This window comes from Leeuwenhoekiella sp. MAR_2009_132 (assembly GCF_000687915.1).
Classification (GTDB): domain Bacteria; phylum Bacteroidota; class Bacteroidia; order Flavobacteriales; family Flavobacteriaceae; genus Leeuwenhoekiella.
In genome coordinates this window covers 906,088-928,163 of record NZ_JHZY01000002.1, presented here as the reverse complement: position 1 = coordinate 928,163, position 22,076 = coordinate 906,088, and the positions used below count along the sequence as shown (strand labels likewise).

General features: G+C 35.6%; 19 protein-coding genes. 12 read left to right on the top strand and 7 right to left on the bottom strand.

The annotated features are described in order from the left end of the window. The first annotated feature begins 99 nt into the window (after positions 1 to 99). Positions 100 to 1,062, top strand: a complete 963-nt coding sequence (locus tag P164_RS03985) for a hypothetical protein (RefSeq protein WP_028375181.1) — start codon at positions 100 to 102, stop codon at positions 1,060 to 1,062. Positions 1,063 to 1,074: 12 nt separating this feature from the next. Here P164_RS03985 and P164_RS03980 read toward each other — a convergent pair whose 3' ends face one another. Then, entirely contained in the window at positions 1,075 to 1,617 is a 543-nt protein-coding gene (locus P164_RS03980; protein WP_028375180.1) for a Smr/MutS family protein, read from the bottom strand. Between the two features lie 96 nt (positions 1,618 to 1,713). Between P164_RS03980 and P164_RS03975 the strand changes: the two genes are divergently transcribed. The 4 genes from P164_RS03975 (at position 1,714) to P164_RS03960 (ending at position 7,361) form a co-directional block, all read left to right on the top strand. Continuing rightward, a complete protein-coding gene (locus P164_RS03975; RefSeq protein ID WP_028375179.1) occupies positions 1,714 to 3,810 on the top strand; it encodes a T9SS type A sorting domain-containing protein in 2,097 nt (698 codons plus the stop codon). A gap of 178 nt (positions 3,811 to 3,988) precedes the next feature. Then, the gene (locus tag P164_RS03970; RefSeq protein WP_028375178.1) at positions 3,989 to 5,266 is read left to right on the top strand and encodes a mechanosensitive ion channel family protein; all 1,278 of its coding nucleotides are present in this window, start codon (positions 3,989 to 3,991) and stop codon (positions 5,264 to 5,266) included. A gap of 35 nt (positions 5,267 to 5,301) precedes the next feature. Continuing rightward, positions 5,302 to 6,387: an endonuclease/exonuclease/phosphatase family protein gene (locus P164_RS03965; protein ID WP_028375177.1), complete on the top strand. Its 1,086-nt coding sequence runs from the start codon at positions 5,302 to 5,304 to the stop codon at positions 6,385 to 6,387. Positions 6,388 to 6,410: 23 nt separating this feature from the next. Then, positions 6,411 to 7,361 carry a mechanosensitive ion channel family protein gene (locus P164_RS03960; protein ID WP_035899327.1) on the top strand — a complete coding sequence of 317 codons (951 nt, stop codon included), beginning with the start codon at positions 6,411 to 6,413 and terminating at the stop codon, positions 7,359 to 7,361. Here P164_RS03960 and P164_RS03955 read toward each other — a convergent pair. From P164_RS03955 to P164_RS03945, 3 genes are read right to left on the bottom strand one after another with little or no spacing between them, the layout of a single operon-like run. Then, positions 7,358 to 8,704, bottom strand: a complete 1,347-nt coding sequence (locus tag P164_RS03955; RefSeq protein ID WP_028375175.1) for a GntP family permease — start codon at positions 8,702 to 8,704, stop codon at positions 7,358 to 7,360. The genes P164_RS03960 and P164_RS03955 overlap by 4 nt on opposite strands. A 3-nt stretch (positions 8,705 to 8,707) precedes the next feature. Beyond that, positions 8,708 to 9,193, bottom strand: a complete 486-nt coding sequence (locus P164_RS03950) for a gluconokinase (RefSeq protein ID WP_028375174.1) — start codon at positions 9,191 to 9,193, stop codon at positions 8,708 to 8,710. After that, positions 9,190 to 10,083 (bottom strand): DUF72 domain-containing protein, encoded by an 894-nt coding sequence (locus P164_RS03945; RefSeq protein WP_028375173.1) that lies wholly within the window; start codon positions 10,081 to 10,083, stop codon positions 9,190 to 9,192. Before P164_RS03945 ends, P164_RS03950 begins: the two co-directional genes overlap by 4 nt. A 202-nt stretch (positions 10,084 to 10,285) precedes the next feature. Here P164_RS03945 and P164_RS03940 point away from each other — a divergent pair, with 202 nt between their 5' ends. From P164_RS03940 to P164_RS03930, 3 genes are all read left to right on the top strand, one after another. Next, complete coding sequence (locus tag P164_RS03940) at positions 10,286 to 11,005, top strand: hypothetical protein (protein WP_028375172.1); 720 nt, start codon at positions 10,286 to 10,288, stop codon at positions 11,003 to 11,005. A 92-nt stretch (positions 11,006 to 11,097) separates the two neighbouring features. Further along, entirely contained in the window at positions 11,098 to 14,145 is a 3,048-nt protein-coding gene (locus P164_RS03935) for a WD40/YVTN/BNR-like repeat-containing protein (protein ID WP_028375171.1), read from the top strand. A 162-nt stretch (positions 14,146 to 14,307) separates the two neighbouring features. Further along, positions 14,308 to 14,541: a hypothetical protein gene (locus P164_RS03930; RefSeq protein WP_028375170.1), complete on the top strand. Its 234-nt coding sequence runs from the start codon at positions 14,308 to 14,310 to the stop codon at positions 14,539 to 14,541. Here P164_RS03930 and P164_RS03925 read toward each other — a convergent pair. After that, positions 14,538 to 15,179, bottom strand: coding sequence for a protein-L-isoaspartate(D-aspartate) O-methyltransferase (locus P164_RS03925; RefSeq protein WP_028375169.1), 642 nt, complete (start codon positions 15,177 to 15,179; stop codon positions 14,538 to 14,540). The two genes, P164_RS03930 and P164_RS03925, sit on opposite strands and share 4 nt — an antisense overlap. 119 nt (positions 15,180 to 15,298) lie before the next feature. Between P164_RS03925 and P164_RS03920 the strand changes: the two genes are divergently transcribed. The 4 genes from P164_RS03920 to dnaN all read left to right on the top strand — a co-directional run bounded on the left by P164_RS03920 (position 15,299) and on the right by dnaN (position 19,937). Continuing rightward, a complete protein-coding gene (locus tag P164_RS03920) occupies positions 15,299 to 16,258 on the top strand; it encodes a Gfo/Idh/MocA family protein (RefSeq protein ID WP_028375168.1) in 960 nt (319 codons plus the stop codon). A gap of 27 nt (positions 16,259 to 16,285) precedes the next feature. Beyond that, positions 16,286 to 17,002, top strand: coding sequence for a gliding motility-associated ABC transporter permease subunit GldF (gldF, locus tag P164_RS03915; protein ID WP_028375167.1), 717 nt, complete (start codon positions 16,286 to 16,288; stop codon positions 17,000 to 17,002). Position 17,003: 1 nt separating this feature from the next. Then, a complete protein-coding gene (gldG, locus tag P164_RS03910; protein ID WP_028375166.1) occupies positions 17,004 to 18,677 on the top strand; it encodes a gliding motility-associated ABC transporter substrate-binding protein GldG in 1,674 nt (557 codons plus the stop codon). A gap of 141 nt (positions 18,678 to 18,818) precedes the next feature. Further along, a complete protein-coding gene (gene dnaN / locus P164_RS03905; protein WP_028375165.1) occupies positions 18,819 to 19,937 on the top strand; it encodes a DNA polymerase III subunit beta in 1,119 nt (372 codons plus the stop codon). Between the two features lie 116 nt (positions 19,938 to 20,053). Here the strand turns inward: dnaN and P164_RS03900 are convergent, their stop codons facing one another. After that, the gene (locus P164_RS03900) at positions 20,054 to 20,494 is read right to left on the bottom strand and encodes a hypothetical protein (protein ID WP_028375164.1); all 441 of its coding nucleotides are present in this window, start codon (positions 20,492 to 20,494) and stop codon (positions 20,054 to 20,056) included. Positions 20,495 to 20,603: 109 nt separating this feature from the next. Then, positions 20,604 to 22,070: a glutamate synthase subunit beta gene (locus P164_RS03895; protein WP_028375163.1), complete on the bottom strand. Its 1,467-nt coding sequence runs from the start codon at positions 22,068 to 22,070 to the stop codon at positions 20,604 to 20,606. Between the last annotated feature and the right edge of the window lie 6 nt (positions 22,071 to 22,076).

Sequence of the window (22,076 nt, the reverse complement as noted above, 5' to 3'; positions counted from 1 at the left end):
GTTTTAGAGACTGCAAAATTAACCACAATAAAATTATTTACCACCTACAACCGTTAGTAATGTGCAATTCTCCTATTTTTGCGCTAAAGTGATTTTGTTATGAAGAAGTACCTATTTTTAGTATGCTCTGTTTTATTTTTTGAATCTTGTGATGACGGAGATCTTATTGTTACTTCATTTGATTTTACAGATTTAGCTATTAATTATTGTAGTACAGTTACTCTAGATAACAACGATACTGCAATTACAAATTATATTTTTTATAAAATAAATAGCGATACTAACGAGTCTTTAGCATTTACATTAAGTACCAGTGACCCCATATTAGAAGCTCCTAACAGCAGTGGTGCTTACACTTATAATTTGGGAAGCAGTGCAGATTCATTTATTTCCTATCGAATTTACAATGGAGCCGTTGACGCAGACTATTTTTGCTCTAAAATACCGCCTGCCACCCCTACAGTTAACGAACAATATATAAGTGATGAAGGAACCCTTACAATAGTAACTCAGGGAGATTATAATGATCGTGATGGCATAGATGCCGAATTTGAAATACTTTTAGAAGATGCAGAAGGCAATCTTACTGAAGATCTTGATGGTGATGGAATTCCTAATATTTACGACTTTGATGATGATGGTGATAACGTGCCTACAAATCAGGAGGGTGTCGTTCTAAATACAGATGGATCTATAAATTATGAAGCCTCTTTAGACACCGATGGTGATGGCAGACCTAATTTTATAGATAATGATGATGATGGTGATGGAGTTCTCACGATAAATGAAGATAAAGATCAAGATTTAAACCCAAACAATGACACTACAGATATTTCTATAGGTCAGGATTATTTAAATAATAATGTAGCTGTAGATTATAACGTGAATTCTTATAGAATTCACACTTATTATTTAGAAACGATTACACTAACTATAAATATTACTAACGCTGTTTTTATTAAAGATAACTGTGAAGAAACTATACGTCAACAGAATTTATTCTTTGGTGAATATAGTGCTCCCAATCAAACAATAACTATAACTCCAGTATTTTCTAATTAAATTTTAATGCCATTAATTCTGAAAAATATAAACCTCGGTTGCACCTAAACCGTATTGTTGGTAATTAGCATCGTAAAACTTGATGTTATCATATCTTGAAAAAAGATATTCAAGCTCGGCACGTAACACCCCCTCACCCACACCGTGTATAAAAACGATACGTTGAATACGTTTTCTTATGGCAAACTCTAATTTATGTCTTGCCGTATCTATTTGTAGATTGAGTTTATCGTGAGCACTAAGCCCACGCTCTGAAGATGTAAGTTGATGTATGTGCAAATCAACTTCCATAGGAGGGACAATCCCTTTTAATTTTTTAGTAGGAATTTTCCTGTTTTGATATACTTTTTCTTTCTCGGTTAATAATAATTCTATGTCTTCCGGGATAGCAACATCAAAAGCCTCATCCTTAATAACCTGAGATCTGTTCGCTGAAAGTTCAAAACCATCATCTGTACTGAAATAAATCTCATCAGCCACTATTTTTGTAACAACACCAGATAAATTATCATCTATAAGGGAAATACGTTGTCCTATCTTTAAATTTATTTTCATAAAACCGTTGAAAAGCAATCGTTTAAAAGCGCAAAAATATCTTTTAAGTGTATTGTAGATATCTTAATTTTCATATATTTACAAAAATATTCTATTATGGGAAAACTATACTCTTATTTTTTCTTTTTGATGTTACCCATTTTGGCTTCGGGTCAATTATATATAGGTGATAACACGGCTTCATCCTATGTTTACAACAAGGGTGAAATTATCTATGTAACTCAAAATATTCAGTTAGAAGGATCTCCTATTCAAGATGGCGGTAATTTATATATGCGAGATGAAGGGCAATTAATACAAGGTAATGATGCTAGCCCAAATGCAGGAAATGGGGTTATCTCCTTGCTACAAACTAATACAAGAAATTTATGGGATTACCACTACTGGACTTCTCCTGTGGGCGATCCTACAAAATCAGCCTCTGGTAACGGAAATACAGGCAATGTTGATTTTTATATGGGCGGTGATAATAATGGAGGTCTTTATCAAACTGACGCATCAGATCCTTTAGGGGCTTCAGAAGTTATATTCACAACAAATTATAATAGTAGTGTAGCTAGTATTAATGATTTTAGCTTATCCTCCTATTGGTTATACAAATTTGTCGCAAGTAATGGTTATGGTAGTTGGAGCAAGGTTTCTTCAACTAACCCTACTCGTGCGGGCGAAGGATTTACTATGAAAGGACTGGGTAATGGTACAAGCCCTTCAGGAATTGTACCTATAGATTTTAGAGGTCGCCCAAACAATGGTACCATAAATGTTGACGTAGTAGCAAGTAATTTATCTCTTGTTGGAAACCCTTATCCTTCTGCTATGAACTTGAGTTTTTACTTATTATCTAATTCTGGCGCTAGTAGTGCTATGTTGGCAGACTGTATAGGTACTTTTGATCCGGCAACAGCACCCACGGCTGTAAATAATTCAATTACTGGTCTTGCATACTTTTGGGAATCAGACCCTAATGTAAAATCACATTACATACAAGATTATCAAGGTGGCTATGGCACCTTTTCGCCTTTATTAGCTTGTAATTCTGCAGGAGAATACTCTCCGGCTGTTTTTATAACCTATGACAATGATGGAGAGCGAGTTTTAACTGAGCGGCCTAACACAGTGGAAAACGGGGGGCCTATAAATGACCCTGATGGTAATCCTTATCCATTTTTCCCAGAACGTGACACTGATGGTAATGTAGTTTTTGATAGTGATGGTAACGTTGTTTATGTTATGGACCCTGTGCCTACCGGTCTAGAGGGAGAAAATATACCAAGATACTGGGCTCCTGTAGGCCAGGGATTTTTTGTTGAGGCAATTGCAAACGGAGTGGTAACTGCTAAAAATGAATTTAGATATTTTATTAAGGAATCTCAAAGTGCAAACTCTCAATTCAAAAGCAAATATGAACCTAAGAAAGTGTCTAAAAAATCTTCTGAAAAGTCGACTGCTTCATTAAAGCCAAATCAATTAACTTATGATGAGGAAGGTTTATTGGTTATGCCAAAATTTAGAATTACTACACATATTAATGACACATATTATAGAAAAATAAGTGGAGTACTTTATGATGATGCTACCATGGGATTTGATATCGCAGGTGATGGCGACAATGTAAATGCTTTACCTTCTGATGTTAGTTTTATTGTAGAAAAATCTCCTAGAGATGTTATCATCAATCTCTTTCCTTATGATATAGATGCTGTCTTACCTTTAAAAATATCTGGAAACAAAGAGACTAATACTTTTAAAATGCAGGTTTTAGAACTTAATTTTGTGCCAGACGAAAGCATTTTCCTGCACGACAAGGAAACAGATGAATACCATGATATTTTAAACAGACCCTATGAGATTAAATTACCTCAGGGTACGTACAAAGAAAGATTTGAGATTGTTTTTAAAGATGCAAAAGCAGCAACTTTAGAAGTAGCAGAAGAAGTAAAAAAATCATTCGCTGTTTACCAAAATAACAATCGCGCTGAATTAACAGTTTTAAACCCTTTAGAAACAGATTTAAAAGAAATTAATGTATTTGATATCTCTGGAAAACTTTTAGTTTCAAAACTAAACGAAGGTTCAAAATCTAAAATTGTAATTCCGTCTGGTAACTGGAGTGACGGCATTTATATCATTAAAGTTATCACCCGTGATAATGTAGAATTTGCTAAAAAGGTTTCTGTTATTAATATGAAATAAAACAGTAAAGCAAAATTATATAAAACCAGAAACAGCCCTAATTTAGGGCTGTTTCTGGTTTTATGTCTTATTCTAAAATTCTCTTTTAAATTGCCTAAAAAACAAATTAAAAAGTTGGTTTATCATTAACCTTGATCTTTGCAGTTAATCACTACTTTTGCTCGTTCAAACCCAGACTATGGCTTACAGACTAGATAGCTATTTAAAAGATTTTTCCAGAAATATTATAGATTTCGGCGTTTCACCGGTATATGCAGAATTGGTGACGATTTTTATAAATGCTTTTATATTTATTCTTGTACTTACCCTGGTAGATAAGATTCTGAAAAGATTTATAATAGAAGTCTTTAAAATCTTCAGTAATAAAACGAAAAGTTCGTTTGATGATTTTCTAATCTTAACCAACTTTCCGCGGTACATAGGTCATATAATACCGCTATTAGTTTTTAGATGGTTTTTCTTAGAGTTATTAAAGGATTATCCTGATACTACCTATTGGCTTTTAAAGGCCTTTAATACCTATGTAATACTTCTAATTTTAAAAATCATACGTAGCCTTCTGCGTACCGCCCGAAATTATTTTCAGACTAAAGAGCAGTATTTTGACAAGCCATTACAAAGTTACTTACAAGTAACCATGCTCTTTTTATGGGGAATTGGGATTTTCTTTTTTATTCTTGAATTATTTGACAAAAATGCAATGAATTTTGTGCTCCAATTAGGAGCCGCATCTGCAGTTTTACTATTAATATTTAAAGATACAATACTTGGTTTTGTAGCCTCAATACAAGTATCTATTAATGATATCGTGCGTATAGGAGACTGGATTACCTTTAGTAAATACGGTGCAGATGGTAATGTAACCGAAATCAATCTTGCTACGGTACGTGTTCAGAATTGGGATATGACCTACACTACGATTCCTACTTACAGTCTTATTTCAGATTCGTTTCAAAACTGGAGAGGAATGCAGGAAAGTGGCGGAAGACGTATCAAACGATCGGTTTTTATCAAACAAAATTCTGTACGCTTTCTTACTTCTGAAGATCTGGTACAACTAAAAAAAATTCAGCTTGTCGCTCCTTATATAGAACATATGGAGAAAGAGGTAATACGCACAAACCGACGTCACGAGGTAGATGACAGCCTACCTATAAATGGTCTTAACCAAACAAATCTTGGTGTTTTTAGAAAGTATATAGATGCGTATTTATATGAGAATCCTGCAATAAATAAAGATCTCTTTCTTATGGTAAGGCACCTCGCTCCTACTTCTCAAGGTATTCCTTTAGAAATTTTTTGTTTTAGTCACGATAAACGCTGGGAAAATTATGAGCACATACAGGCAGATATTTTTGACCATATTATAGCTGCAGTAAAATATTTTGACCTTGAGATATTTGAAGAACCTTCGTCGCGAGATATTACCAATTTCTTAACGCATAGAAATCTCTAAAATAGGTAGGTTGCAGGTCAACTAACCAATCATTTATGAGATTTAAAAATATTCTCCACATTTTTGGAGCGATAGCTATATTGCTCACTTTAGTTCCACTTATAGCTGCTGATTATTGGTGGATTCGGGTTTTTGATTTTCCACATACGCAGCTTACCATTTTAACGGCTACAGCAATATTAGCTTATCTTTTAAAGTTTGATATAAAATGGGTTAAAGACTATGTTTTTATGAGTGTTATGATTGCATGTTTTGTATATCAAATCTCAAAAATATATCCCTATACACCATTAGCTCAATTTGAAGTAAATACAAGTGAGCAAAATAATCCTAATAAACAATTGAGTATCTTGGTAGCTAATGTCCTTCAGAAAAATGAGGACAAACAATCGCTTTTAAAAGAGGTTGCTGCAAAAAACCCTGATATTCTTTTACTTCTTGAAGCAAATACAGAATGGCACAGATTTGTAGATCCTTCACTTTCAAAAAAATATAAATTTTACAAGGGAGCTCCTATTGATAATACTTACGGAATGCTCCTCTATTCTAAAATTCCATTAATAAATCCTGAAGTTCATTTTCTTATAGACGACAGTATTCCATCAATAGATAGTAAGGTTAAATTGGCTTCAGGAGATACCATACAGTTATTTGCGATTCATCCTACACCGCCTATGCCCCAGCATAACCCCATGTCTACAGATCGTGATGCTGAGATGATGAAAACTGCATTTAAAAGCAGAGATTCAAAACTACCTGTGCTAGTTATTGGTGATTTTAATGATGTCGCCTGGTCAGAATCAACGGCTCTTTTTAAAAATGTTAGTGAGTTGTTAGATCTTCGCATTGGCCGTGGGTTGTTTAATACCTTTAGTGCAAAAAGTCAAATTATGAGGTGGCCTCTAGACCATATATTTGTTTCAGAACATTTTAGAGTTATTGATGTTCAAAGGGGTGAAGATATAAATTCTGATCACTTTCCGTCGTATGCAAAATTGAGTTTAGAATCAGAAATTGCTCAGGAGCAAGTGCCTGAACCACCATCAGAAAATCAATTAAAAAGAGCTCTTGATATTATAAAAAAAGAAGCTGGCCAAAAAGATACCCGTAAAGAAAATTAACGTTATAAATACTAGAAATTGTTATGATATTACTCTTAATTCAGGATTTACAAACGGTATCTGATGCTTTTATTAATTATTATAACAATTTTATAAATCAGTTGCCGGGTATTGCCTGGGGGGTTTTAATAATTATTCTGGGATTACTCTTAGGTGCCTGGATTGGTAATTTTGCGAGAAGACGTATTTCTGCAAAAACTGCAGATCCTCTTATGAGTCGCTTTTTAGGTAAGGCAATCAAAATTACGTTTTTCATTATCGCAATTATGCTCGCCCTAAGAGCAGCGGGTCTTGGTGGTATAGCTACAGGTATTTTAACAGCTGCAGGAGCCAGTGCCGTAGTACTTGGGTTTGCTTTTAAAGATATAGGTGAAAACTTTATAGCAGGTATCATTCTGGCCTTTAATCGCCCTTTTAACGTTAACGATACTGTAGAGATAGGTAATAACTTCGGAAAGGTAAAAGCCCTTGAATTTAGATACACAAAACTAAAAACCTTTGATGGTAAAGATGTTTACATACCTAATAGTGATGTATTGACTACACCGGTAACTAATTATACCGAAGATGGCTTTTACAGATGGAGTTTTATTATTGGGATTGCTTATGAAGATACTATTGATGGTGCAAAGCAAGTGATATTAGAAACGCTAAAACGTGAACCCAATGTTATCGAAGATGAAGAGCACGAGAATTTTGTAATTGAAGATGAATTAGCTACCAGTACGGTAAATTTAAAAGTGTTTTTCTGGGTAGACACAAAAGATTTTCGTCGTATGGCATTAATAACCAAAGGAAATGTTGTGCGTACGGTGAAAGAAGCTCTTGAAAAAAATGGTTACTATATGCCTGCAGATATTCAGGAAATTAAACTTTACGGTGCTGCTAAAGACTCCCCATTACGTATTGAACAATCTCAAAAGCAACCCGATTTACAAGAATCTAAATCTTCAAATACAGATCCCAAGAATTAAACTAAATACCAGAGTACCGTAGATACAAATAATCCCATAAAAGCAATAAGGGTTGTTAATATTGACCAGGTTTTAAAAGTTTGCTTTTCAGATAATCCTAGGTATTGTTTTACAAGCCAAAACCCACTATCATTTACATGTGAAAATACAGATGCTCCGGCCGCTATTGCTATTACAAGAATTGCTAATTGCATTTCGCTATAATTAGATATACCTAACAATGGTGCTGTAATACCGGCCGCTGTAATCATCGCTACTGTAGATGAACCTTGCATAATACGTACGATAGCGGCTATAATAAACCCAAATATTACGGGAGGAAAATAATCACTCGTTAATGATTCGGCAATCATTAATCCCGCACCCGTATCTATAAGTATTTGCTTAAACGCACCACCGGCTCCCGTAAGTAATATGATGACTCCGGCGGGATAAAGTGCTTTTGTAGAAATCGTTAGAAGTTCATCTTTACTTACATTACGACGAACTCCCAAAAAATACCACGCTATTAAGTTTGCTAAAATTAAAGCGGTAAAAGGATGACCTAGTAATGTTGAAATAAATAATACCTGCTCAGGAAGATTCCAGTTAGCTGCTAAAGGGCTATTTATCAAGGTATTGATTACAATTAATACTATAGGAAGAAAAATTATAGATAAAACCAACCCTGTAGGTGGTAAATTAATACTAGAATCTTCATCTTCTAAAGATTCATAAGGGGCTTCTATATGTATTTTTTTTGAAATGTATCTAGCGAAAAATGGTCCCGCAACAGCAGCAGTGGGAATACCTGTAATAAATCCAAAAACAATTACCCAACCTAAATTTGCATTCAATATATCTGCCACTGCAATAGGCCCAGGTGTAGGGGGTATAAAAGCGTGGGTTACTGCGAGACCGCTTAACAAGGGCAATGCATACAATAACAGTGATTTTTTAGTTTTACGCTGCAGGGCGTAAATTAAAGGTATGAGGATTATAAAAGCAACATCAAAGAATACCGGTATCGCTACTAGAAACCCGGTAAGCATAATTGACCAGGGAGCTTTTTTTATTCCGAATTTTTGTATGAGATAATGTGCTATTTGCTTTGCACCGCCAGAATGTTCTAATACAGCTCCAAACAGCGAACCTAAACCTACCACAGTAGCTACAAATCCTAACGTGCCACCCATTCCCTTAGTGATCGCATCTAAAATAAAATCAGGCGCTAAACCACTAAACGAACCTACAAAAACACAAACAATTAATAATGCGAGAAACGCCTGCAGTTTTAGCCTTAAAATGAGAACTAGCAGTAAGGCAACTCCAAACACTACCGCAAATAGTAATTGATAATCCATAACTTAAAAATCTAATTTCTTGAGTATTTCATCTACAATTTCTTCTACCGTTTGATTTATTGAAACGTGTATACCATAGTCTGGACTTTCAAGCGTATCTAACTGCGATTGTAATAATAATGGATCGAAAAAATGATCTTTACGATCATCTAATCTAGACTTTAATACTTCAAAAGAGCCGTCCAGAAATACCCAGAAAAGATCTACGTGCTTTGCTAAAATTTTCCTGTAGGATTCTTTTAATGCAGAACACGCAAGGATTGCTCCTTCCTTATCATCCCACTCCTGTAATTTCTGATCTAAAATTTCTAACCAGGGCTTACGATCGTCGTCATTAAGTGGCACACCACTTTTCATTTTATCTACATTAGCCTGTGGGTGATAATCATCTGCATCCTTAAAAGGAATATTTAATTTTTCGCTTAAAAGTAAGCCTATTGTAGTTTTGCCAGATCCAGACACGCCGGCGATAACAATTAATTTTTTCATAAATCTAGAGTAGGGTTATTTTTATATTGATTGGGAATAGTTAGGTCAAAACCAAGTCTATTATTCATTTCTTTAATAAAATATGTTGCGAGTAAAGGAGAATCTTTTTCATGATTTTGATGAATAAAAAAATTTATTCGATACAAACCTATTTTAAGCCAATGTTCTAAACGATCTATCCAGGCATCAAGCCTATAATAATCACAGGGATGATTAGTCGCTACAAAACGAATGAATGCCTCGTTAGTTGTTAAACGCATATGCATAATATCACGTTGCCCTGCTGTATCAACCAGTATATTAGAGATATTATTCTCTTCAAGAAGACGATATAACTTTTTAGAAACTGTAGGTTCGCTAAACCAGTCTGTATGCCTAAACTCTATAGCTAAAGGTACTTCACCTGGCCAGGAATCTATAAATTGTCCTACTCTATCCCAGTTTTTAGGCTGAAAATTATTATGCATCTGTAAAAAAATGCAACCTAGCTTTTCTTTTAATAATAAAGTGTGCTCAAGATATTCAGGGATCAATTCAGAAACATCAACAAGTCGTTTTAAATGACTTATGTTTCTCGTGATTTTAGGAAAAAACCGAAAATCTGCCGGAACTTGCGCATACCATTTTTCAAACTGCTCTTTCGGAAAAAGCCTTAAAAACGTCGCATTTAACTCAATAGAATTAAATTGACGCGAATAATAATCCAATTCATCACGTATTCCCTTAGGATAGAAGTTCTTTAATTCCTGCTTGTTCCATTTTGCACATCCTACATAGAGTACAGCCTTTTTTGAAACGGCTTTCATTTTTAGTAAAACCTCAGTATCCGGATGATCTGCTGGCAATGTGAAGTCAATATGTTCAGGATTTTCTACCTTACCGAATTGCATAGTGATGTTTTAAGTATAGGCGTATAAAAATTTATCCCTTTATACAGCTATGCTTTAAATATATAAATCCCATATTTAAAACAAGACAAGTATTTATTAAAACAAATCATTATAAATAAATTTCTATTTTTAGATATTATCTGTGTAACATAATGGCGCACTTATTGTCTAACGATAAAGCAAAAAAACTAATTACAGTATTATGAAAGTATTTAAATCTCTTTTTACGCTAGCACTTGTGCTAATTGTAAATACGGTTTCTGCACAAACTGCAGAAGAAATTATTGCGAACTATGTAGAAAACACCGGTGGTGCTGAAGCCTGGGCTGAAGTAAATGCCACTAAGATGTCTGCTACAGTCAATCAAGGTGGGATGTCTATTCCGGTAACCGTGTACAACACTAAAGATGGTAAACAAGCCGTGGTAATTGAGTTTAATGGTCAGAAAATAACGCAAATGGCGTATGATGGTACAAATCTTTGGACCACAAATTTTATGTCTATGAAACCAGAAAAGTCTTCTGAAGAAATGACCCAGAATATGGCACTTAATAAGAATGATTTTCCTTCTCCACTACTTAACTATAAAGAGAATGGTTATGCTGTAGAATATGTAGGTACCGAAACTAAAGAAGGTGCAGAAACTTACAAAGTAAAAATTACACAAGAGCCGGTAATGGTTAATGGTGTAGAAACTCCAAGTATAAGCTATTACTATTTTGATACAGAAAATTTTGTTCCTATTGTAATCGAGACTTCTCAAATGGGACAAGATGTAAATATCGTAATGAGCGATTATCAGGAAGTAGAAGGTCTATACTTTCCTTTTGCCATGAGCCAGGCAGGACAACCTTTTGAAATGAGCGAAATCATCGTAAACCCTGAAGTTGACGAAACAATTTTTGCATATCCCGGTGAATAATTTTCAGCATTAATTACCCGTAATGGGAATTTTTCAAGGGTGTCAATTTTTATAATAGACACCCTTTTTTATTTAATTAAAACTAACAAAAAATGAAAAAATTAATACTCACATTTAGTGCTTTATTACTTTTTGTCACAAGTAATGAAGCACAAGAAAATACACCTGGAGGAAAAGAACTATTTAGTGACATACAAGCGCGTCACATAGGTCCTGCTCTTATGAGTGGTCGTTTTATCGACCTTGAGGCGCATCCCACAAACAACCGCATATTATTTGCAGGAGCTGCGGGTGGTGGTGTTTGGAAAACTATTAATGGTGGCGCAACATTTAATCCTGTTTTTGACGAGCACGCTCAAAGTATAGGTGCTATTAAAATAGATCCTACAGATCCTGATAAAACTGTATGGGTGGGCACAGGAGAAATCTGGACACGCAACTCGGTTAGTGTGGGTGATGGCTTATATAAATCTACAGATGGTGGTATAAACTGGACAAAGAAAGGCTTTGAAAACTCAGAGCGTATTAGTGCTATAGCTATTAATCCTACAAATAATAAAGAGATGTATGTTGCTGTAATGGGTGCACTCTGGGGAGATAGTGAAGAGCGTGGTATTTATAAAAGTAATGATGCAGGAGAAACCTGGGAGAAAGTACTGTACACAGATGAATCTACTGGTGCGGCAGAACTCATAATTGATCCTAAAAATCCCAATGTGCTCTACGCTTCCATGTGGAAATTCCGCAGAACGCCTTGGGGTTTTGAATCGGGCGGAAACACCAGTGCTATCTACAAAAGTAAAGATGCTGGTAAAACCTGGAATAAAATTCATGATGGATTCCCTGATGGCAAACTTGGTCGTATTGCGTTAGCGCTTGCACCTTCAGACTCCTCTATTCTTTATGCTGCAGTAGAAACAGAATCAGAAAAAACAAATGGCCTGTATAAAAGTACAGATGCAGGAACTAGCTGGAAACAGCTTAATAATGATTTTGGTCTTACTGTACGTCCCTTTTATTTTGCAAGACTTGTAGTTGATCCTAAAAATCCAGATATCCTTGTAAAAGGCGGCCTTTTTGGATCATTATCTAGAGATGGTGGTAAAACATTTCAGGATTTAGGTCCACAGCATTCAGACATACATGATATTGTTTTTGATCTTCACGATAGTAATCGTCTGTATACAGCAACAGATGGTGGTGTGTATCGCAGCTGGGATGCCGGTTCTAATTTTGAAATGGTACAGGATTTACCGGTTTCTCAATTTTATCATGTTTCCGTAGATGACGCGACACCTTATAATGTTTATGGCGGACTTCAGGATAATCAATCGTGGTATGGACCTTCCTCATCTCCTGGTGGCGTTGAAGCCAGAGATTGGAATCTCATAGGAGCTGGTGACGGTTTTAGAGTGCTTAAACACGCTACAAAACCTATTATTTATTCAGAAATGCAAGGCGCTCAAAATGTATGGCGTTTTAATACGGAGCTAAATCAGGCAAAAAATGTTGCTCCGCCTGCAGAAAACGATGAGAAGCTACGATTTAATTGGAATGCACCTATGGCACTCAGTGTTCACGCTCCAGATCGTTTTTATATGGGGAGCCAGTATCTTCATAAGTCTGAAGATATGGGTGATACCTGGACTAAAATCTCTCCAGATTTAACAACAAATGACCCTAAAAAGCAAGATTTAAATTCAGGTGGTTTGTCTGCAGATAAATCGGGTGCAGAGACCCACACTACAATTTTTACCATTGCCGAATCTTCTATAGACGAAAAAGTTATCTGGGTGGGTACAGATGATGGCAATGTACAAATCACACGTGATGGAGGTAAATCATGGAATAATGTAGTTAAAAATATTACCGGTTTACCGGCAAATACATGGGTGTATCACATAGAAGCAAGTGTACATAATCCCGGTACTGCCTATGCTGTTTTTGATGGACATGCTACAGGAGATATGAATACCTATGCTTATAAAACCTCAGATTATGGTCAAACCTGGGAGTCTATTGTAACTTCAGATATTAAAGGATTTGCACGTAATATTCAAGAGGATTATGAGCAAAAAGATCTATTTTTTTTAGGTACTGAATTCGGTCTTTTTATAACAACAAACGGTGGCAAAAACTGGTCTCATTTTACAAACAACCTTCCTGAAGTTGCAATACATTATATAGAACTTCAAAAAAGAACTTCAGATCTGGTTTTAGGTACACACGGAAGAGGAATTATTATACTAGATGATATTTCACCGCTACGACAAATTAATGATGCTGTTTTAGAAGAAGATTTGCACTTCTTTAAAACTTCAGCAGGTATTATAAAAGAAGAAAGTGGTTTTGGTGGTACAAGTACAGAAACCGAGTTTGTAGGGGAGAATCCCAGCAGTATGGCTAAAATCATGTACTATATGAAAAAGCGCCATACATTTGGTAAAATGAGTATGCAGATAAAAGATTTAGAAGGAAATCTCATTGCAGAACCTGTTCCTGGAAAATCTAAAGGTATTAATATAGTTTATTGGGATTATTTAAAGAAAGCCCCTAAAGTTGCTGTAGGTAAAATACCCTCATTTGTAATAGCTCCTAAGGTAGACGCCGGTGACTACAACGTCGTTATCACCAAAGGCAAAGAAATCTATGAACATCGTATAAGTGTTAAGAATGATCCTAATTCTATAGTAACAGATGCAGACCGTACGGCAAATAAAGCATTAACCCTTCGTCTTTTTAACGCAATAGAAGATCTGGCGTATTTGGGATATCGCATAGATTCTACAGTAGAATTGTTAAAAGAAGATGCTACAAAAAATGCAACTAAAGCAGTAGAAGAATTAACAGCGTTAAAAGCAAAACTGGTGATAACCACAGGGGATCGCTATGTACAGGAAGCAGAACCAGAATTAAGAGAAAAACTGAATTTGCTTTATAATGAGGTCGCCGGTACGTTTGAAAAACCTGCGCCGGTACGTTACGCAAATACAGAAACATATGAGCAACAAATTGCAGATGCCTGGAAGATGTATACAAATCTTAAAAAGAAATACGTTTCTAAAATTAATGCTGAGCGTATAAAAAATGGTAAAGAAGAACTTGTTTTAGATTCTAAAGAGGTATTCTTAGCAAAATAAATAGGATTTATCGCTGTTGATAAATCACAAAATTGATACTCCGGATGTGCTAACTACTAACAAGTACACATCCGGATTTTTATTTTAAACCCCAATTGTTTTTGGATTTTCGTCTTGATTTTTGTAAGTTATTACCAATTTTTACTAAAAATCATAGAGATTATGCAATCTTCAAAACACTTTAAAAAAAATAAAACGTTTATAAAACAATTGCGTGCGGCAAGCCTTGTATGGCTTGTAGGATTAATATTTATACTTTGGGCTTTATCAGATATACATTCAATTTCTCAATTGGGTCAGCTTAAGTACATACCTGTTTATATTATTACTTTAGTATCTGCTGCCGGTTTGGTATGGTTTCACTATACATCCTGGCAAAAGAATAGTTCCATTTAATTTTTATCCTCTAATAGCGGAACAAATCTAAACTCCCCATACTCTTTCTTTTCAAAGTCGGTTTCACTTTTGCGAATTATGCGGGTCATGGTTTGTACCTCGTCACCTACAGGAATCACAAGCTTACCTCCTATTTTTAATTGGGCAAGTAGTGGTTTAGGAATAAAAGGAGCTCCTGCAGTTACAATAATTCCATCAAAAGGAGCAAATTCAGGCATTCCCAAATAACCATCTCCAAAGGTTAAACGCTTGGGACGGTATCCTAATTTTGCTAAAAAATTCTTTGTTTTTCTAAACAATTCTTGCTGGCGTTCTATGCTATATACTTTTGCGCCTACTTCACAAAGTACAGCTGTTTGATAACCACTCCCCGTTCCTATTTCTAAGACTATAGCGCCTTTTTTTAATTCAAGTAGTTCAGTTTGAAATGCAACCGTATAAGGTTGTGAAATGGTTTGGTCTGCAGCAATAGGAAAAGCCTTGTCTTGATAGGCGTGATCTTCAAAACTGCTATCCATAAAAAAGTGACGCGGTATTTTGCGTACGGCATCAAGCACGTCTTTATTTGTTATTCCTTTTTTTTCGAGAATCTGAGCTAACAGACGGCGTTTGCCCTGATGACGCGTAGTATCTTTCATAACGCTAAATTAAAAATCTACGACCGCCTTTGCTAAGAAAACACATTCATTTTTTCAACAATGCCCATTAGATAATTTATGGCTTAGAAAGCCTATTTTTGTGTAAAACAAAATAGATTATGCTAAAAGCCGGCGTTCTGGGTGCAGGTCACTTAGGAAAAATACATTTAAAACTTTTACAACAATCTGAAGCATACGAATTAGTAGGCTTTTACGATGATTCTGATGCGGTAGCCGAGGCTGTCGTAAAAGAATTTGGGTACACCCGTTTCCCTTCTAGGGCTGCTTTAATTGAAGCTTGTGATATAGTTGACGTGGTTACACCTACTACACATCATTTTGACTGTGCAGAAGAAGTTATAAAAGCTGGCAAACATTTATTTATTGAAAAACCCATTACTCAAACTGTAGAACAAGCGGTCGCCATACGTGAACTTGCAAAAAAGCACGGAGTACGTGGTCAGGTAGGTCATGTAGAACGCTTTAATCCTGCATTTAGCGCAGTAAAGGATTTTATAGACAATCCCATGTTTATTGAGGCACATCGCCTTGCTGAATTTAATCCTCGCGGTACAGATGTTCCTGTAGTCTTAGATTTAATGATTCACGATATCGATGCGATATTAAGTGTCGTAAAAAGTAAGGTTAAAAAAGTATCGGCCTCAGGAGTTTCAGTAATTAGTGATACTCCAGATATTGCAAATGCTCGTATTGAATTTGAAAATGGTTGTGTTGCAAATCTCACCGCAAGTCGTATCTCTATGAAAAAGATGAGAAAAGCCAGGTTTTTTCAAAAAGACGCCTATATCTCTGTTGACTTTTTAGAGAAGAAATGTGAAATCGTACGTATGAAAGATGCTCCTGAAAAAGCAGATGATTTTGCGATGATTTTACAGAATGCTGAAGGAATTAAAAAGCAAATCTATTTTGACAATCCTGAAGTACAGGATAATAATGCCATCTTAGATGAGCTAGAAGCTTTTGCTCAATCTATACAACAAGATACTACTCCTGTCGTTAGTTTAGCGCAGGGCACCGAAGCATTACGTATTGCTATGAAAATTATTGCAGATTTATAAATACTGCTCAAAACTGCTCGTTTTAATATGATTGCCATACTAAAAAAAGAATTTCATTCATTTTTTGCATCTCCGGTAGGTTATCTCGTGATAGGCCTGTTTCTGATTCTCAATTGGCTTTTTCTTTGGGTATTTGATAATGACTTCAATCAATTTGATTATGGGTTTGCAGATCTAACACCGTTTTTTCAGCTTGCACCGTGGATTTTTATTTTTTTAATTCCCGCCGTAACTATGCGCAGTTTTAGTGACGAATTACGACTGGGTACATTAGAGCTTCTCTTAACACAACCCATAACCACGTTAAAATTAGTTCTGGGAAAATTTTTTGGCGCGTTTCTATTAATTGTTTTAACGCTCATTCCTACGCTAGTTTACATTTATGCTATAGATCAATTGGGAAATCCTCAGGGTAATTACGATTCTGGTATTTTAATAGGTTCGTATCTGGGCCTTCTTTTTTTAGCGCTCGCCTATACAGCAATTGGAATTTTTGCCTCAACCTTATCTGAAAATCAGATTGTCGCATTTATAATAGCAGTTTTTTTATGCTTCCTTTTCTATTTTGGTTTTGATGGTTTAGCAGATGTTTCTAATATCGAATTTTTGAAAACGCTCAGTTTGCAACGCCATTTTGAAAGTATTAGTCGCGGCGTTTTAGACAGTAGGGATTTGATTTATTTTTTAAGTGTAGCCACAGCGTTTATAGCAATGACCACTTTTAAGCTTGAAAAGAAAAGGTAATATGAAGTTAAATTCTAAATATCCTATAGTTCTTGCCTTGCTTATAGTCGTTGGTTATTTATCACAGCTTTATAGCTTTAGAATAGATCTTACAGCAGATGCCAGATATACCCTGTCAGAATCTTCAGAAACGATTCTCGCTAAAGCAACAGAGCCTTTAATAATTGATGTTTTATTAGAAGGAAACGTGCCTGACGCGTTTCATAAACTGCAACTAGAAACCCGCCAGCTGCTTGAGGAATATGCTTCAGAAAACCCTAATATTAAGTTTGCTTTTGTAAATCCTGTACCCGAGGGTGCTATAGTAGAAACTATAGCACAGGATTTTAACAATCGTGGTATGCGACCAGAACAGGTACAGCTACGTAATAATGGTAAGGTTACACAAGAATTTATATTTCCGTGGGCAATAGCATCCTACAAAGGTAAAACAGTACCTATACCATTATTAAAAAAGACTTTAGGGGCAAGCCCAGATGAACTCGTAAGCCGTTCTGTTCAAAATCTTGAATATGCTTTTTCTAATGGTCTATATAAACTTTTAAATCCTAAAAGTAAACGTATTGCTGTACTAAAGGGTAATGGTGAACTGGATGACAAATACATTGCAGACTTTTTTAAAACATTAAGAGAAAGCTATTTTATAGCACCTTTTCCGCTAGATTCTGTTAATGGAAATACAGATCAGGTTATGCAGGCACTTAACAGTTTTGATCTTGTAGTTGCTGCAAAACCTACAAAAGCTTTTACAGATGTAGAAAAGTATGCCTTAGATCAATTCACGATTCAAGGTGGTAAAGCAATATATCTTATAGATGAGGTTGCCATGGAAACAGATAGCCTCTATGCAAATGATGGTATGGCACTGGCAACCGCGCGCATGCTCAACCTTAATGATTTTTTCTTTAAATACGGCATACGTATAAATCCAGTTTTAGTAGAAGATTTATATGCCGCTCCGCTCGTATTAGCTAGTGGTGAGACCACTAATTCTCAATACACACAGTTACCATGGTTTTACTATCCATTAATTACTACGGAAGAAAACCACCCAATTAATACAAATATTGACAATCCTGTTTTTTTAAGATATGCCAATCAGATTGACTTACTAGAAACAGAAACGCGCAAAACAGTACTTTTAAAAAGTTCACTACTCACAAAGTTAAGTGGTGTTCCTCTTCCTATTTCGCTAGAAACAATAACTACAGAACCTAAACCCGAACGCTATGCAGGCGGAGCTCAAACTCTAGCTGTTTTATTAGAAGGAAACTTTACTTCAGCCTTTAAAAACAGAATACTTCCTGTCGAATCTTCAAGTCTTAAATTTTTAGAAAAATCAAATAAAGAAACAGCAATTGTTGTAATCGCAGACGGTGATATAATACGTAATGATTTAGATCAAAATGGCAGACCTCTTGAATTAGGTTTCGATAAATTTACGTTCAAGGAATACGGTAATAAAGAATTTTTACTCAATACGGTGAACTACCTCCTTGACGATACCGGTCTTATTAACATTCGAAGTAAAAGTATTCTCCTCCCGGCATTAGATATTGAGAAAACTATTAACGATCGCTCAAGCTGGCAAGCCTTTATTTTAGCGACTTCATTACTATTTTTAGTTCTTTTTGCAGGTGTATATATCTATCTTAGACGTCGCAGCTATCATTAATAGATGTTAATAAGTTTGTTTCGGCAAAAAAAGCTATTACGATATCTTTGTTAGGCTGTTAAACCAGCTGTATTTTTAAACTTACAACCAATTATATTCTGGTTCAACTGATGAACCAAACTTTATAAATAGCACCTTCTTATGAAATTTATTGTATCAAGTTCTTACCTTTTAAAACAACTACAAGTTTTAGGTGGGGTAATTAACAACAGTAACACGCTTCCTATTTTAGATAATTTCCTATTTGAGTTAGAAGATAATGTTCTTAAAGTTTCTGCTTCAGATTTAGAAACTACAATGATTGCCGTTCTTGATGTAGAGTCTGAAGATACGGGAAATATTGCGGTACCTGCACGTCTTTTATTAGATACGTTAAAAACGTTTCCTGAGCAGCCTTTAACTTTTGTTGTAGGTGATAACCACACTATAGAAATAAGCTCTAACCACGGTAAATATGCTCTAGCCTATGCTTCTGGTGAAGAATTTCCAAATGCAGTTGAATTAGACGACCCTAGTAAAGTAACTATACCTGCTGCAGTTTTAGCAACAGCAGTGAGCAACACTATTTTTGCTACCGGAAATGACGATTTGAGACCGGTGATGAGTGGTGTATTCTTTCAATTTGATACCGAAGGTTTGACGTTTGTTGCAACAGACGCTCATAAACTGGTTAAATACGGTCGCACAGATGTAAAAGCTACACAAACGGCAGAATTTATTATGCCTAAAAAGCCGCTGAATCTTTTAAAAGGTATTTTAGCTTCTAGCGACGATGATATTACGGTAGAATACAATGATTCTAATGCAAAATTTAGTTTTGACAATGTACAATTGTTGTGTCGTCTTATAGATGGTAAATATCCAAATTACGAAGCGGTAATTCCTAAAGAGAATCCTAATAAATTAATTATAGACCGTAATCAGTTTTTAAATTCGGTACGTCGTGTTTCTATTTTCTCAAATAAAACCACACACCAAATCAGACTTAAAATTGCGGGTGCAGAATTAAATATTTCTGCAGAAGATATAGATTACAGTAATAAAGCAGAAGAGCGTTTAACCTGTGATTATCAAGGTGACGACATGCAAATAGGATTTAACAGTCGTTTTCTGGTAGAAATGCTTAATAACCTGAATGCTAATGACGTTTCTCTTGAAATGTCACTTCCTAATCGTGCGGGAATTTTAACTCCCGTAGATGGCTTAGATGAAGGTGAAAAAGTAACCATGCTGGTTATGCCGGTAATGCTTAACAACTAGACAGTTTAAAAATACCTTTTATTACGTGAAAAAGCCCTGTTGATAATTCAACAGGGCTTTTTCTATATTAATCAAAGTAATGTTCTGTAGATTAGTAAGCTATTAAACCAGTTAAATTATTTATCTCCAAAACTATAAAACAAACCAGGGCCATCGCACTGTTCCCAGTTACTCTTTAGGCTACTCGAGTCTATATACTCTAAAAATTCTTCAGTTGTTCCCGTACAATTTCCTACCAGCACATTGTCTGTATCGTGTGTGAATTTTAAATATTTATCACTTTCAATCATTACAATATCAAATTCGCCCTGAGAGCTTAAGGTATCTCCATCCCGAATCTGCACTTTAGTAAATCGCATCTCACTGCCTAATTCATAATATTCCTGCCATTCCATTTCTGAACCGCTGCGTTCAGAATTAAGCGTATTACCAGACATTTTTACAAGAGATAATTTAATTGATTGATTTTCTTGTACTTCTATGGGCTGCTCTGAGGTATCTGAACACGACCCCAGGATTATCAAACTCAAAAATAAATAGGAGAATCTAAACTTCATAAATATGTTTTTTGAGTAGATGAAAAACTTTAAGAAGGGTTGCGTCTAAAAACAAAAAAAAACGACTGGATTGCTCCGGTCGTTTTAAAAAACTAAAGTTTATGTATAATTATACTCGAGGTAAATCACCATCTCCTTTAAGAGGTAAATCTGATTTCCCCATTAAATATTTATCAACATAGTGTGCCGCTTGTCTACCTTCAGAAATCGCCCATACAATTAAAGATTGTCCTCTACGCGTATCTCCTGCTGCAAAAACACCCGGTACATTAGTCATATAATCATCTACAGAAGCCTGAATATTTGTTCTTGGATCTAATTTTACACCTAATTGCTCAGCTATTGTAGCTTCACTTCCGGTAAAACCTAAAGCAAGAAAAACCATATCTGCTTTCCATTCTTTTTCAGTACCCGGTACCTCAGAAAGATTAGGTCGCTCTCCGGGTTTATGGGTCCACTCTACCTCAGAGGTTACCAAACCGGTTAAATTTCCATCTTTATCACTTACAAACTTTTTTGTAGAGATTGAGAAAAAGCGTTCTGCACCTTCTTTATGAGAACTACTGGTACGTAATCGCATAGGCCAATAAGGCCAAGGCTGATTTTCAGGACGCTCAGGAGTTCCCTTACTCATTATCTCAAAATTATTTACACTGGTAGCACCTTGTCGTATAGATGTACCTATACAGTCACTACCGGTGTCTCCACCGCCTATTACGATGACATCTTTACCGTTTGCATTTATTTCTTCACCTTTCCATTTTATGCCATCAACGCGACGGTTATTTTGAGGTAAGAAATCCATAGCCTGATAAATACCTTTTAAGTCTGCTCCTTCAATAGGTAATGTTCTGCGCACGGTTGCACCACTACAAAGCACTACTGCATCATACTCTTCCTTTAATGCATCTGCCGTAATATCTACGCCAACGTGAACTCCGCATTTGAAAGTAATCCCTTCTTCTTCAAGAATTACCAGTCTACGGTCTATGACGTGCTTTTCCATCTTAAAATCAGGAATACCGTAACGTAATAAACCTCCTGGTTTTTCATCTCGTTCATAAACAGTAACCAAATGTCCTGCACGATTTAACTGCTGCGCAGTGGCAAGACCAGCGGGACCAGATCCAATTACAGCCACTTTTTTACCGGTGCGTTTATGAGGCGGGTTCGCCTTTATCCATCCGTTTTTAAAAGCTTCTTCAGCTATATTTTTTTCAATATTCTCAATAGTAACCGGGTCTTCATTTATACCCAAAACACATGCTTCTTCACATGGTGCAGGACATAATCTACCTGTAAATTCAGGAAAATTATTTGTGCCGTGCAGTATATGTGCTGCCTCTTCCCAACGCTCACGGTAAACTGCGTCGTTAAAATCTGGTATTAAATTACCCAATGGACAACCACTATGACAAAATGGAATCCCACAATCCATACAGCGGGCTCCTTGATTCTTAAGTTCAGATTTCTCTAAGGGTATTGTAAATTCTTCATACTTCTTCACCCGTTCTTCAACAGGTTTGTACGGTTCTATTTTTCTTTCGTATTCTAAAAATCCGGTTATTTTTCCCATGATTCT